Here is a 14,121-nt window from a genome sequence, read left to right on the forward strand (position 1 = left end):
AATATATTGCGCTGCACCAGTTTTGTTTCGCCGTGTTAACGGTGTGCCATTCGACGGCTAAAGGCCCGAAAAAGATGCGGGAAATGGCGGGAAAATCGTCGGGAAACGTCGAATAAGCGGCATTCAAGTCACAAATAGCGCCGCTTTCGCTCCCCCTACCCGCGCCAGAGTCAGAGAACGCCGTCTTACCCGCGCAACATCGCGAGCACCGCTTCGGCGCTGCTGACCTTGAACTCGCCCGGAGCTTCGACGGCCAGGTGCGTGACCACGCCGTCGTCCATCACCATCGCGTAGCGCAGCGAACGCACACCCATGCCGCGCTTGCCCAGGTCCTGTTCAAGACCGAGCGCACGCGTCCATTCGGCGCTGCCGTCGCCGAGCATCCGGACCTTGCCGGCGGTGCCCTGCTCGCGCGCCCATGCGCCCATTACGAAGGCATCGTTGACCGACACGCACCAGATCTCGTCGACGCCGGCGGCGCGCAGCGCGTCGGCCTGCTCGACGAAGCCGGGCACGTGGCGTGCGGAACAGGTCGGCGTGAATGCCCCGGGCAGACCGAACACGACGATGCGCCGACCCTGAGCCAGGTCTGCCACCGAGAAGGCGTTGGGACCGAGCGCACAGCCGCCGGCCTCGACTTCGAAGTATTCGTACAGCGTCGCGTCGGGCACGCGTGCACCGATTTCGATCATGGCAATTTCCTCAGGCAGCCACAGCGTGGGCGTCCACATCGAACATCAGCGAACGACAGCGAACGCCGTGGCCAAACCCAGTCTGCATCATAGTTGCCGGCCACCGGCATCCCAAGTGAGACGGCGGCGCGCAAGGCTGTCAGCGGATGCCGACAGGCAGGCAAGCAGAACTGACAAAAACAGGCGCGGCGAGCTTGCACTCGCCGCGCGGACGGAAGGCACATCCCGGCCGGGATACGGCGGGAGACCAGTCCGGGGAGGCGGCCGGCGGCGCGCCTGTCCCGGCACGGGATGCGGACGGAGGACAGCGGGCGCGTCAACCTCGCCGGTCCCGCAAGCGGCAGGCGGCCGTCATCCGTAGCGCGGCACGGGCGGATGGGGAGCGCCCATCGTGCCCCGCTGTCGCGGATGCGCGGCCGGCAAACTGCCGGCAATGCGGTCGGCTATATCGGTCGACTCTCGCCGTGCCGGCTCTCAGTCCGCCTGCTTGCGCAGGAAGGCCGGGATGTCGTAGGTGTCGACGCCCTTCTCCTGCAGCGCGGCCACGTGCGCCGACGCGGTTTCGCGCGAGCTGCGGAACACCGCCGGCGTATCCAGGCCGCTGTAGTCCGGCGTGCTGTGCAGCGCCGAGCCATGCTGCAGGCCGGCCATCATCTGCACCGGCATATTGTCGGTACCGGTCTTGAGCAGCGTCATCGGCTGCTGCTTCTTGCTGGCGCGGCCCAGGCCGGTAGCGACCACGGTCACGCGCAGCGCATCGCCCATCGAGTCGTCGTAGACGGTACCGAAGATCACGGTGGCATCTTCCGCGGCATAGCTGCGGATGGTGTTCATGACTTCCTTGGTCTCCGACAGCTTCAGCGAGCGGCTGGCCGTGATGTTGACCAGCACGCCGCGCGCGCCGGACAGATCCACGCCTTCCAGCAGCGGGCTGGCGACCGCCTGCTCGGCGGCCAGGCGCGCACGATCGACGCCCGACACCGTGGCCGTCCCCATCATCGCCTTGCCCTGCTCGCCCATCACGGTCTTGACGTCTTCGAAGTCGACGTTGACCAGGCCGTCCACGTTGATGATCTCGGCAATGCCCGCCACCGCGTTATGCAGCACGTCGTCGGCGCACTGGAAGCACTTGTCCATCTCGGCGTCGTCGCCCATCACCTCGAACAGCTTCTCGTTGAGCACGACGATCAGCGAGTCGACGTTGTTCTCCAGCTCGGCCGAACCATGCTCGGCAACCTTCGCGCGGCGCGCGCCTTCGAAGTCGAACGGCTTGCTGACCACGCCGACGGTCAGGATGCCCATCTCCTTGGCGACCTGCGCCACGATCGGCGCCGCACCGGTACCGGTACCGCCGCCCATGCCGGCAGTGATGAAGACCATATGCGCGCCGCGCAGCGCGTCGGCGATCTGTTCGCGCGCCGATTCGGCGCAGGTGCGGCCGACCTCCGGCTTCGCGCCGGCGCCCAGGCCGGTATTGCCCAGTTGCAGCACGCGTGCCGCGGTCGAGCGCTTGAGCGCCTGCGCATCGGTGTTCATGCAGATGAATTCGACGCCCTGCACCCCGCGGTTGATCATGTGCTGCACGGCGTTGCCGCCCGCGCCGCCCACGCCGACCACCTTGATGATGGTGCCGTCCTGCATTTCCGATTCGATCATGTCAAAGTCCATCACTGCCTCCGAGAAAAATCAGTCGCCAAACGCTGCGGCCTCCCCGCCGCAACCCTTGGTTCCTGAACAAAGAACCAAAAGAAAGAAACTGCTCCATCAACGCGCCGCGCCCGCCACGGTGGACAGTCGGCGACGACGCGTCGCCAATTCAATTCAATTCGTGCCGGCCAATCAGAAATTGCCGACGAACCATTCCTTCATGCGCGTCCAGATCTGCTTGACCGAACCGCTCTGCACCGCGACCTTGCGTCCGCGCATCCGCTGCACGCGGCCTTCCAGCAGCAGGCCCATCACCGTCGAATAGCGCGGGCTCTTGACCACCTCGTGCAGATTGCCGCGGTACTCGGGAACGCCAACCCGAACCGGTTTGAGGAAGATGTCCTCTCCCAGTTCCACCATGCCGGGCATCATTGCGGTGCCGCCGGTGATCACGATGCCCGAGGACAGCAATTCCTCGTAGCCGGACTCGCGCACGACCTGATGCACCAGCGAGTACAGCTCCTCGATGCGCGGCTCGATCACCGCCGCCAGCGCCTGGCGCGACAGCGTGCGGGTGCCGCGATCGCCCACACCCGGCACCTCGATCATTTCCTCCGGATCGGCGATCGCCTGCTTGGCGATGCCGTACTGGATCTTGATGTCCTCGGCATCGGGCGTCGGCGTACGCAGCGCCATCGCGATGTCGTTGGTGATCTGGTCGCCGGCGATCGGAATCACCGCGGTATGGCGGATCGCGCCTTCGCTGAAGATCGCGATATCGGTGGTGCCGCCGCCGATGTCGACCAGCACCACGCCGAGCTCCTTTTCGTCCTCGGTCAGCACCGCCAGGCTCGAGGCCAGCGGCTGCAGGATCAGGTCGTGCACCTCCAGCCCGCAGCGGCGCACGCACTTGACGATGTTCTGCGCGGCGCTGACCGCGCCGGTCACGATATGGACCTTGACCTCCAGACGGATGCCGCTCATGCCGATCGGCTCGCGCACGTCCTCCTGGCCGTCGATGATGAATTCCTGGGTCAGGATGTGCAGGATCTGCTGGTCGGTCGGGATATTGACCGCCTTGGCCGTCTCGATGACCCGCGCCACATCGGTCTGGGTCACCTCCTTGTCCTTGATCGCCACCATGCCGCTCGAGTTGAACGAGCGGATGTGGCTGCCGGCAATGCCGGTGAAGACCTCCGAAATCTTGCAGTCGGCCATCAGCTCGGCTTCCTCGAGCGCCTTCTGGATCGACTGCACGGTGGCCTCGATATTGACCACGACCCCTTTCTTCAACCCCTTGGACTCGGATTGGCCCATCCCGATCACTTCGTAGCTGCCGTCGGGGCGCAATTCCGCGACCACCGCCGCCACCTTCGAGGTGCCGATGTCCAGACCAACCAACAGGTCCTTGTATTCCTTGCTCATCGGGTTTTCTCCGCGTTCTCTTTTCTCAGTCGCGTCGGATTGTTGTTGGAAGCCGGGCCACGCTTCGCGCCGCCGGCATTGGCATTGGCACTGGCACGGTTGGCACCGCTCGCATTGCTCGTCCCCTGTTCGCGTGCCTTGGCGGCGGCTGCCGCCTGGGCCTCGGTCAGGAAGCGCACATTGGCTGCCCGGATGGCAAACCCGTTCGGATAGCGCAAATCCGCGTACTCGATCTGCTTGCCCCACTGCTCCGTCACCTGCGGCCAGGCGATGACGAAACGCTTGACGCGCTCCTCCATCGCCATCCGGTCAAGGTCGGTCTGTTCCCGTCCCAGTTCGACCACCATGCCGTTGGACAGCCTGGCCCGCCAGGCGTAACGCCCGGACAACGTCACCGCGAGCGGCTCGGCCTTCAACGGCCGGAACCAGTCGCGCATGATCTCGAGTTTGTCGACGACCTCCGCTTCGCTGCCGGGCGGGCCATCGAGCGCGAGCAGCCGTGCGTCCTCTTCCGCCTCGGCGGGATTGGCCACGAACAGCTCGCCATAGGTATTGATCAGCCGCCCGGTATCGGGCGCGCCCCAGGTGCCGAGCGCCTCGTGTTCCTCGATCTTCACCGTCAGGCCGCTCGGCCATTCGCGCCGCACGCTGGCCTTGCGCACCCAGGGCACCGACTCGAAGGCCTGGCGCGCGGCGTCCAGGTCCAGCGTGAAGAAATTGCCCGACAGCTTGCCCAGCGCGTTGGCCCGCACCGCCGGCGCGTTGACGTGGCGCAGCGCGCCGCCGTACATCGGCGCGAGCTCGACATGGGTGATCGCGAACACCGGCCGCTGCGCCAGCCACATCAGGCCGGCCGCGAGCGCCATCACCACCACCACGGCGTAGAGCGTGGTGGCGATCAGGTTCAGCAGGCGTGCGTTGTGCCACATGTCGGTTCGGAAGGCGCGATGGCTTCGTTGTACGGGTTGTTCGGGGCTTACTCGGGTTTCCAGTGCTCGTTCGGATGCAGGTCCAGCGTCGCCGCGGCGACCACCTGCAGCACGAAGTCCTCGTAGCTGATGCCGGCCGCGCGCGCCGACATCGGCACCAGCGAATGGCCGGTCATGCCGGGCGAGGTGTTGATCTCAAGCAGGTAGGGCTGGCCGTCCGCGGTCAGCATCACGTCGGCGCGCGCCCAGCCGCGGCAGCCCAGCACGCGGAAGGCTTCGACCGCCAGGCTGCGCACGCGCTGCTCGAGTTCGTCGCCGAGATTCGCGGGGCACAGGTACTGGGTAACGTCCGTGAAGTACTTGTTCTGATAGTCGTAGTTGGCGTCGGGCGCGACGATGCGGATCACCGGCAGCGCCACCGCGTCGCGGCCTTCGCCGACGATCGGGCAGGTCAGCTCGGCGCCGTCGATGAACGCTTCGGCGATCACGTCGTTGTCCAGCGCAGCGGCCTTCTCGTAGGCGGCGCGCATCTGGCCGGCGTCCGTCACCTTGGTCAGGCCGATCGACGACCCTTCCCGCGCCGGCTTGACGATCAGCGGCAGCCCCAGGTCGGCCACCACCGCATCGAACTCGCGCTCGGTGCAGTCGGCGGTCAGCATCGCGAAACGCGGGGTCGGCAGCCCGTGCGTGCTCCACACCCGCTTGGTGGCGGGCTTGTCCATCGCCAGCGCGGAGGCCAGCACGCCGCTGCCCGTGTAGGGAATGCCCAGCTGCTCGAGCAGGCCCTGCATGGTGCCGTCCTCGCCGTAGCGGCCGTGCAGCGCGATGAAGACCCGGTCGAACCCGGCCGTCGCCAGCTCGGCGACGTTGCGCACGCCGGGGTCGAACGCATGCGCGTCGACGCCGCGCGACTGCAGCGCGGCGAGCACGCCCTGCCCCGACAGCAGCGAGATCTCGCGTTCGGCCGAACGGCCACCCATCAGCACGCCGACCTTGCCGAGCGTCTTCGGATCGATTTGAGGATTGGGGACGAAGCTCATGCCTGGCCTCCGGCTTGCGGCACGGCCGCTTGCGCTGGTTGTTGCGACGCTGACTGGGCAGCGGGTTGCGAAAGGGGATGTGCGGTGGCCGCCGACGCGCCAGCCTGGCCCGACACCAGCAGGCCCGGCACCGCGCCGATCGTGCCGGCGCCCATCGTCACCACCACGTCGCCGGGACGCGCGGCGTCCAGGATCGCCTGCGGCATGTCGTCGATCTGCTCGACGAACACCGGCTCGACCTTGCCGGCCACGCGCAGCGCGCGCGTCAGCGCACGGCCGTCGGCCGCGACGATCGGCGCCTCGCCGGCCGGATAGACCTCGGCCAGCAGCAGCGCGTCGACGGTGCCCAGCACCTTGACGAAGTCTTCGAAGCAGTCGCGCGTGCGCGTGAAGCGATGCGGCTGGAAGGCCAGCACCAGGCGGCGGCCCGGGAACGCGCCGCGCGCGGCGGCCAGCGTCGCCGCCATCTCGACCGGGTGGTGGCCGTAGTCGTCGACCAGCGTGAAGGTGCCGCTGCCATCGGCGCAGGCCACCTCGCCGTAGCGCTGGAAACGCCGGCCGACGCCGTGAAATTCCCGCAGCGCCTTGACGATGGCGGCGTCGGGCACCTCCAGCTCGGTGGCGATGGCGATCGCCGCCAGCGCGTTCTGCACGTTGTGCAGGCCCGGCAGGTTCAGCACCACGTCCAGCGGCGGCTCGGCATGGTTGTTCAGCTGGCGCAGCACGGTGAAGTGCATCTGGCCGTCGACGGCGCGCGCATTGACCGCGCGCACCTGGGCGTCTTCGGCAAAGCCGTAGCGCACCACCGGCTTGGACACGAAGGGCAGGATCTCCCTGACGTTCGGATCGTCGACGCACAGCACCGCGATGCCGTAGAACGGCAGCCGCTGCGTGAATTCGACGAAGGCCTGCTTCAGACGGGCAAAGTCGTGCCCGTAGGTGTCCATATGGTCGGCGTCGATATTGGTGATCACCTCGATCACCGGGAACAGGTTCAGGAACGACGCGTCCGATTCGTCCGCCTCGGCGACGATGAAGTCGCCGGTACCGAGCCGCGCGTTGGCGCCGGCCGAGTTCAACCGGCCGCCGATCACGAAGGTCGGATCGAGCCCGCCTTCGGCCAGCACCGACGCCACCAGGCTGGTGGTGGTGGTCTTGCCGTGCGTGCCGGCGATCGCGACGCCCTGCTTCAGGCGCATCAGCTCGGCCAGCATCACCGCGCGCGGCACCACCGGAATGCGCTTGGCGCGCGCGGCCAGCACCTCGGGGTTGTCGCCGCTGACCGCGGTCGACACCACCACCGCGTTGGCGCCGGCGATATGCGCGGCGTCATGGCCGTGCATCACCGTCGCGCCCAGCGCGGTGAGGCGGCGCGTCGCGGCGTTGCTGCCCATGTCGGAACCGGACACTCGGTAGCCGAGATTGAGCAGCACCTCGGCGATGCCGCTCATGCCGGCGCCGCCGATGCCTACGAAGTGGATGTTCTTGACGATATGCTTCATGAATTCTGCTTGTCGGTGGACCTCGATCCCTCGGTTCCCCGTGCTAATCCCTGGCCAGCTCGCTGCAGACCTGCGCCACGCGCCGGGTCGCATCCGGCTTGGCGAGTCCGCGCGCACGCTGCGCCATCTCTTTCAATTGCGGCCGCGACAGCTGCGCCAGCGTCTGCGCCAGCCCTTCCGCGGTCAATGCATTCTGTTGCACCAGCAGCGCCGCGCCCTGTTCCGACAGGAAGCGCGCATTGGTGGTCTGGTGGTCGTCCACTGCGTGCGGGAACGGCACGAACAGCGCGGCCACGCCGGCCGCGGCCACTTCCGATACCGTCATCGCGCCGGCGCGGCAGATCACCAGATCGGCTTCGGCATACGCCTGCGCCATGTCGTCGATGAAGGGCACGGCATCGGCCGCGACCCCGGCCGCTGCGTAGTTCGCGCGCAGCGTGTCGATCTGCTTGACGCCGGCCTGATGCCGCACCAGCGGCCGCTCGCCTTCGGGCAGCAGCGCCAGCGCCTGCGGCACCACCGAATTGAGCGCGGCCGCGCCGAGACTGCCGCCGACCACCAGCAGCCGCAGCGGACCCTGGCGGCCGTCGTAGCGCGCCGCCGGTTCGGTAAGCGCCGCGACTTCCTCGCGCACCGGATTGCCGGTCCACTCGGCGCCGGGCAGCGTCTGCGGGAACGCGCACAGCACGCGATCGGCGACCCTGGCCAGCACCTTGTTGGCCAGCCCGGCGATCGAGTTCTGCTCGTGCAGCACCAGCGGCCGGCCCAGCAGCGAGGCCATCATGCCGGCCGGGAAGGTGATATAGCCGCCCATGCCGAGCACCACGCTCGGGCGCACCCGGCGCAGCGCGCCGATGCTCTGCCAGAACGCACGCAGCAGGTTCAACGGCAGCAGCAGCTTGGTCAGCAGTCCCTTGCCGCGCAGCCCGCCGAACTGGATGAACTCCATCGGGATGTCGTGCTTCGGCACCAGCGTCGCTTCCATGCCGGTACGGTTGCCGAGCCAGACCACACGCCAGCCCTGCGCGCGCAGCGCATGCGCGACGGCGAGCCCCGGGAACACATGGCCCCCGGTGCCGCCCGCCATCACAAGGAGGGTGCGCTGCTGCGCGGCCGTCATACCTTCCCTCCACGCATCAACACCCGATTGTGGCTACGGCCGCTGCGCTTAACTTCCCGCTGGCGCGGGAAGTTAGCCTGCGCCGAAACCGCGTATTGCTGCGTTCCGGTCATACCTTCCCTCCACGCATCAATACGCGGTTTTCGTAATCGATGCGCAGCAGCAGCGCCAACGCGACGCAGTTCATCAGGATCCCCGAGCCGCCATAGCTGACCATCGGCAGCGTCAGGCCCTTGGTCGGCAGCAGGCCCAGGTTCACGCCCATGTTGATGAAGGCCTGCCAGCCGATCCAGATGCCGATGCCCTTGGCGACCAGTCCGGCGAAGGTGCGGTCCAGCTGCAGCGCGGTGCGGCCGATCGAGAAGGCACGGCGCACCAGCCAGTAGAACAGCACGATGGCGGTCAACACGCCGATGAAGCCCAGCTCCTCGCCGATCACGGCCAGGATGAAGTCGGTATGCGCCTCGGGCAGGTAGTGCAGCTTCTCGATGCTGCCGCCCAGCCCGACCCCGGCCCATTCGCCGCGGCCGAAGGCGATCAGCGAATGGGTCAGCTGATAGGCCTTGCCGAGCGCGTATTCCTCGCGCCAGGGATCGAGATAGGCGAAGATCCGCTCGCGCCGCCACGGCGATACCGCGATCAGCAACGCGAAGGTGCCGACCGCGATCGCCACCAGCGCGCCGAACAGCTTGCCGTTGACGCCGCCGAGAAACAGGATCCCCATCGCCACCGCGGCGATCACCAGGAAGGCGCCCATGTCGGGCTCGAGCAGCAGCAGCATGCCGACCACCGCCACCGCGACGCCCATCGGCAGGAAGCCCTTGCCCAGGCTCTGCATCCATTCCTGCTTGCGCACCGTGTAGTTCGCCGCGTAAAGCACCACCGCCAGCTTCATCAGTTCGGACGGCTGGAAGTTCATCAGGCCCAGCGGAATCCAGCGGCGCGCGCCGTTGACGCCCTTGCCGATGAAGGGCACCAGCACGATCACCAGCAGGATCAGCGCCAGTACGAACAGCTTGGGCGCATAGCGGTCCCAGTACTTGACCGGGATCTGGAACGCCAGCAGCCCGACGCCCAGGCCGATCAGCAGCGAGAACGCGTGGCGCACCAGGAAATGGCTTTCGCGGTAATTGGCAAAGCGCGGCGAATCGGGCAGCGCGATGGTCGCCGAATAGACCATCACCAGACCGAGCGACAGCAGCACGATGGCGACCCACAGCAGCGGCTGGTCGTACTCCATCATCCGCGAGCGGGTCGGCTTGACGCCCGACACCGCATCGCGCAGCCCTTCCCAGGCGTTGCCGATGGTCGCGCCGACGATGGTGGCGCCGACGAAGCCGCTGCGCTTGGCCTGGCGCTCTGCCTGCATCTCGCTCATGGCATGATCCCCCGGGACAGCGCCAGTTCTTCGACCGCGGCGCGGAACACCTGCGCGCGGTGCACGTAATTGCGGAACATGTCCAGGCTCGCGCAAGCCGGCGACAGCAGCACCACGTCACCGGCCTGCGCCTGTTCGGCGGCAAGCCGCACCGCGGCTTCCAGCGCGCCCTCCTCCGAACCCGCATCGAGCAGCGCGACGCCGGTGCCCTCGAGCGCGGCACGCAGTTCGCCGGCGGCCTTGCCGATCAGCACCACCGCGCGCGCGTACTGCGCGACCGGCGCGGCCAGCGGCGAGAAGTCCTGACCCTTGCCCTCGCCACCGGCGATCAGCACCACGCGCTTGTCCAGCCCCGACAGCGCGGCGACCGTCGCGCCGACATTGGTGCCCTTGCTGTCGTCGAAATACTCGACGTCGTCGATGGTGGCGATCCATTCGACCCGGTGCGGTTCGCCGCGGTATTCGCGCAGGCCGTGCAGCAGCGCGTTCATCGGCAGATCGATGGCGCGGCACAGCGCCAGCGCCGCCATCGCGTTGGTGGCGTTATGCATGCCGCGGATATGCAGCGCATCGGCCGGCATCAGGCGCTTGTGCCGCACCGGCACCGGCGCCGCGTCGTCGCCGGCGGCGGCGCTCTTGCGGCGGCGCGGCTTCGCTTCGTCGGCCTCGCCGTCGGGCTCGGCCAGCACCAGCCACGGCATGCCGCCCTCGCGCAGAATGCCGAAGCTGCCCGGCACTTCCGGCAGATCGGTGCCGAAGGTCACCGGCACGCTGCCGGGGCGCGCCATCTCCATCGTCATCCGGTCGTTGCGGTTCAGCACCTGCACGCAGTGAGCACCGTCGCTGCCGCCCGGGCCGAAGATGCGCTGCTTGGCGGCCGCGTAGGCCTGCATCGTGCCGTGCCAGTCCAGATGGTCCTGCGTGAGGTTGAGCACCGCGGCCGCGTGCGGCGCCAGCGTGTGCGTGGTCTCCAGCTGGAAGCTCGACAGCTCCAGCACCCAGACGTCGGGCAGCGTGGCCGAGGCGATGCAGGCCGACAGCTTGTCCAGCGCCGACGGGCTGATATTGCCCGCCACGGCGACGGTCTTGCCGGCGCGCTCGACCAGCCGGCCCGTCAGCGCGGTCGTCGTGGTCTTGCCGTTGGTGCCGGTGATCGCCAGCAACTTCGGCGCGTAGCCCGCTTCGGCCTGCAGATGCGCGAGCGCGCGCGCGAACAGCTCGATCTCGCCCCACACGGGGATGCCGCGCTCGCGCGCCGCGTCGAGCAGCGCGCCGGTATCGGCTTCCATCGGCGACAGCCCCGGGCTGATCGCGATCAGCCCGATGCCGTCGAGCAGCGCGGGCACCGCCGACGCAAAGGCCGCGCCGCCGACGAATTCGGCCGACGGCAGTTCGGCCTGCAGGAAGGCCAGATTGGCGGGCGCCGCACGGGTATCGGCGACGCGCAGCGCGCAGCCATACCGGCCGCACCAGCGCGCCATCGCCAGGCCCGATTCACCGAGGCCCAGTACCAGCACATGAGGGGTCTGCAACTCGCCAAACACTTCGTTTCCTGCCTTTGATTTCCTGTCGTCGATTCAACTTGCCCGCAGGCGTTCTGCTTCGATCCCGTTTCAAGCCGGCTTCAGCGCAACTTCAGCGCAACTTCAGCGTCGACAGCCCGATCAGCACCAGCATCAGCGTGATCACCCAGAAGCGGACCGTGACCTGCGTTTCCTTCCAGCCGCTCAGCTCGAAGTGGTGGTGCAGCGGCGCCATGCGGAACAGCCGCCGCCCTTCGCCATAGCGGCGCTTGGTGAATTTGAACCACGTGACCTGCAGCATCACCGATACCGTTTCCGCGACGAACACGCCGCCCATCACGAACAGCACGATCTCCTGGCGCACGATCACGGCGATGGTGCCGAGCGCCCCGCCCAGCGCCAGCGCGCCGACATCGCCCATGAACACCTGCGCCGGATGCGCGTTGAACCACAGGAAGGCCAGCCCCGCGCCCGCCATCGCCGAGCAGAAGATCAGCAGCTCGCCGGCGCCCGGGATATGCGGGAACAGCAGGTACTTGCTGTAGACCGCGTTGCCCATCACGTAGGCGAACACGCCGAGCGCGCTGCCGACCAGCACCACCGGCATGATCACCAGGCCGTCGAGGCCGTCGGTCAGGTTGACGGCGTTGCTCGAACCGACGATCACGAAGTAGGTCAGCACGATGAAGCCGGCCACGCCCAGCGGATAGCTGACCTCCTTGAAGAAGGGCACCAGCAGGTTCGACTTGTAGGGCATGTCCAGCGACAGCCCGCCCTCGACCCAGCTCAGGAACAGCTCCCACACCTTGACGTTGCTGGCCTCGGAGATCGAGAAGGCCAGATAGACCGCGGCCACCAGCCCGATCAGCGTCTGCCAGAAATACTTCTCGCCGCTCGACATGCCGCGCGGATCGCGGTAGACCACCTTGCGGTAGTCGTCGACCCAGCCGATCGCGCCGTAGCCGAAGGTCACCAGCATCACCACCCAGACGAAGCGGTTGCCCCAGTCGCACCACAGCACCGTCGAGATGCCGATCGACAGCAGCACCAGCACGCCGCCCATCGTCGGCGTGCCGGACTTGACCAGGTGGGTCTGCGGGCCGATGGTGCGCACCGCCTGGCCGATCTTCATCTCGGTCAGCTTGCGAATCACCCACGGACCGAGCGCGAGGCCGATCACCAGCGCCGTGAGGTTGGCCATCACGGCGCGGAAGGTCAGATAGTTGACGACCCGCAGGAAGCTGTAGTCATCTTGCAGCCATTGGGCCAGGGCCAATAACATCGTTCTTCGGTTTCCCAGTCTGCTGCCGCCGCCCCCTTGTTCAGGAGCTTGGCGGACAATTTCAATCAATCGTCAAGCTTCACTGCCGTTCAGCTTCAACCCTTCTTCGCCGGCGCCTGCGGGGTCACCAGCGCTTCGACCATGCGCTCCATCCGCATGAAGCGCGAGCCCTTGACCAGCACCGCGCTCGCCCGGGCGACGGTGCCATCGGCGTCGGCGGCCAGCGTCGCCGCCAGCTCGTCGGCGCCGGCAAAGTGCCGGGCACCCTCGCCGAAAGCCCGCACCGCGTGCGGCGACGCCTCGCCGGTCGCCCACAGCGTGTCGATGCCGCGCGCGCGCGCATAGGCACCGATCTCGGCATGGAACGCCGGTCCCTGATCGCCGACCTCGCCCATGTCGCCGATCACCAGCACGCGCGGCGGCGCGAAGCCGGCCAGCACGTCGATGGCGGCGCGCATCGAGTCGGGGTTGGCGTTGTAGGTGTCGTCGATCACCACGGTGCCGGCGGCGGCCCGCTTGACCTGCAGCCGGCCCTTGACCGGCGCAAAGCTCCCCAGTCCGCGCTGGATCGCCTCGACCTCGACGCCTGCCGCCAGCGCGCAGGCGATTGCCGCCAGCGCGTTGCGCACGTTGTGCATGCCGAGCAGCGCCAGCCGGACCTCGAAGGCACGGCCGGGCGCGCGCACCTGCAGGCGCTGCACGCCGTCGTCGAGGCTCACTTCGGCGGTCACGTCGGGGCTTACGTCGGCATTCAGGTCGGCGCTCAAGCCGGCCTGCCTGGCGTCGCCGCCTTCGGCCAGTCCAAAGGTCAGCACCGGCCGGCTGCCCGCCGCGGCGCGCCAGATGTCCGCATGCGCGCCGCCGCTGGCCGCGTCGAGCGGGAACACCGCGGTGCCGTCGGCCGGCAGCGCGGCCAGGATGCTGGCGTGCTCGTGCGCGACGGCCTCGACGCTGACCATGAATTCCTGGTGCTCGCGCTGCGCGTTGGTGATCACCGCCACGGTCGGCTGCGCGATCGCCGCCAGCGTCGCGGTTTCGCCCGGATGGTTCATGCCGAGTTCGAGCACGGCCAGCCGGTGGTTCGGACGCAGCCGCAGCACCGTCAGCGGCAGCCCGATGTCGTTGTTCAGATTGCCGCCGGTGGCGAGCCGCTGCGGCTCGCCGACCGCCGCGGCGAAGATCGCCGCGATCATTTCCTTGACCGTGGTCTTGCCGTTGCTGCCGGTCACGGCCACCGTCGGCAGCGTGAAGCGGGCGCGCCAGCCGGCGCCGAGCTGGCCCAGCGCGACGCGCGTGTCCGGCGCGACGATTGCCGGCAAACCCGGTGCGGCGGCGCTGACATCCCGCTCAACCAGCACCGCGGCGGCGCCCCTGGCGGCCACGTCGGCAATGAAGTCGTGCGCATCGAAGCGTTCGCCGCGCAGCGCGACGAACAGATCGCCGGGCTCGACGGTACGGCTGTCGGTGTGCACGCGCGTGAATTGCCGCGCGCCATCGCCTTCGATGTGCGCGCCGGCGATCCAGCCCGCGGCCTGCTGCAGGTCGGTCATCGTCTGTTCTGGTTCGGCCGTTGCCGTCATGCC

The 14,121-nt window shown here is 68.1% G+C and carries 11 protein-coding genes; all 11 read right to left on the reverse strand.

Going from position 1 to position 14,121, the window contains the following annotated elements:
- Positions 1-185: 185 nt before the first annotated feature.
- Entirely contained in the window at positions 186-692 is a 507-nt protein-coding gene (locus HTY53_RS01705) for a peroxiredoxin (RefSeq protein WP_174104636.1), read from the reverse strand.
- 474 nt (positions 693-1,166) lie between these two features.
- The gene (gene ftsZ, locus HTY53_RS01710) at positions 1,167-2,360 is read right to left on the reverse strand and encodes a cell division protein FtsZ (RefSeq protein ID WP_174104637.1); all 1,194 of its coding nucleotides are present in this window, start codon (positions 2,358-2,360) and stop codon (positions 1,167-1,169) included.
- A 171-nt stretch (positions 2,361-2,531) separates the two neighbouring features.
- Complete coding sequence (ftsA, locus tag HTY53_RS01715) at positions 2,532-3,764, reverse strand: cell division protein FtsA (protein ID WP_149316571.1); 1,233 nt, start codon at positions 3,762-3,764, stop codon at positions 2,532-2,534.
- Positions 3,761-4,693, reverse strand: coding sequence for a cell division protein FtsQ/DivIB (locus tag HTY53_RS01720; RefSeq protein ID WP_174104638.1), 933 nt, complete (start codon positions 4,691-4,693; stop codon positions 3,761-3,763). The genes ftsA and HTY53_RS01720 overlap by 4 nt, the downstream gene beginning before the upstream one ends.
- A gap of 47 nt (positions 4,694-4,740) precedes the next feature.
- Positions 4,741-5,733: a D-alanine--D-alanine ligase gene (locus HTY53_RS01725; RefSeq protein WP_174104639.1), complete on the reverse strand. Its 993-nt coding sequence runs from the start codon at positions 5,731-5,733 to the stop codon at positions 4,741-4,743.
- Entirely contained in the window at positions 5,730-7,235 is a 1,506-nt protein-coding gene (gene murC / locus HTY53_RS01730) for a UDP-N-acetylmuramate--L-alanine ligase (RefSeq protein ID WP_238512808.1), read from the reverse strand. Before murC ends, HTY53_RS01725 begins: the two co-directional genes overlap by 4 nt.
- 43 nt (positions 7,236-7,278) lie before the next feature.
- On the reverse strand, positions 7,279-8,355 hold the full coding sequence (murG, locus tag HTY53_RS01735) for an undecaprenyldiphospho-muramoylpentapeptide beta-N-acetylglucosaminyltransferase (RefSeq protein WP_174104640.1): 1,077 nt from the start codon (positions 8,353-8,355) through the stop codon (positions 7,279-7,281).
- Between the two features lie 109 nt (positions 8,356-8,464).
- Positions 8,465-9,733 carry a putative lipid II flippase FtsW gene (gene ftsW / locus HTY53_RS01740; protein ID WP_174104641.1) on the reverse strand — a complete coding sequence of 423 codons (1,269 nt, stop codon included), beginning with the start codon at positions 9,731-9,733 and terminating at the stop codon, positions 8,465-8,467.
- Complete coding sequence (gene murD, locus HTY53_RS01745; protein ID WP_174104642.1) at positions 9,730-11,277, reverse strand: UDP-N-acetylmuramoyl-L-alanine--D-glutamate ligase; 1,548 nt, start codon at positions 11,275-11,277, stop codon at positions 9,730-9,732. Before murD ends, ftsW begins: the two co-directional genes overlap by 4 nt.
- Before the next feature lie 91 nt (positions 11,278-11,368).
- Positions 11,369-12,538, reverse strand: coding sequence for a phospho-N-acetylmuramoyl-pentapeptide-transferase (gene mraY / locus HTY53_RS01750; RefSeq protein WP_174104643.1), 1,170 nt, complete (start codon positions 12,536-12,538; stop codon positions 11,369-11,371).
- A gap of 95 nt (positions 12,539-12,633) precedes the next feature.
- Positions 12,634-14,088 (reverse strand): UDP-N-acetylmuramoyl-tripeptide--D-alanyl-D-alanine ligase, encoded by a 1,455-nt coding sequence (locus HTY53_RS01755; RefSeq protein WP_174104689.1) that lies wholly within the window; start codon positions 14,086-14,088, stop codon positions 12,634-12,636.
- Between the last annotated feature and the right edge of the window lie 33 nt (positions 14,089-14,121).

The organism is Cupriavidus gilardii (genome assembly GCF_013314895.1).
Taxonomy (GTDB): Bacteria; Pseudomonadota; Gammaproteobacteria; order Burkholderiales; family Burkholderiaceae; genus Cupriavidus; species Cupriavidus gilardii_C.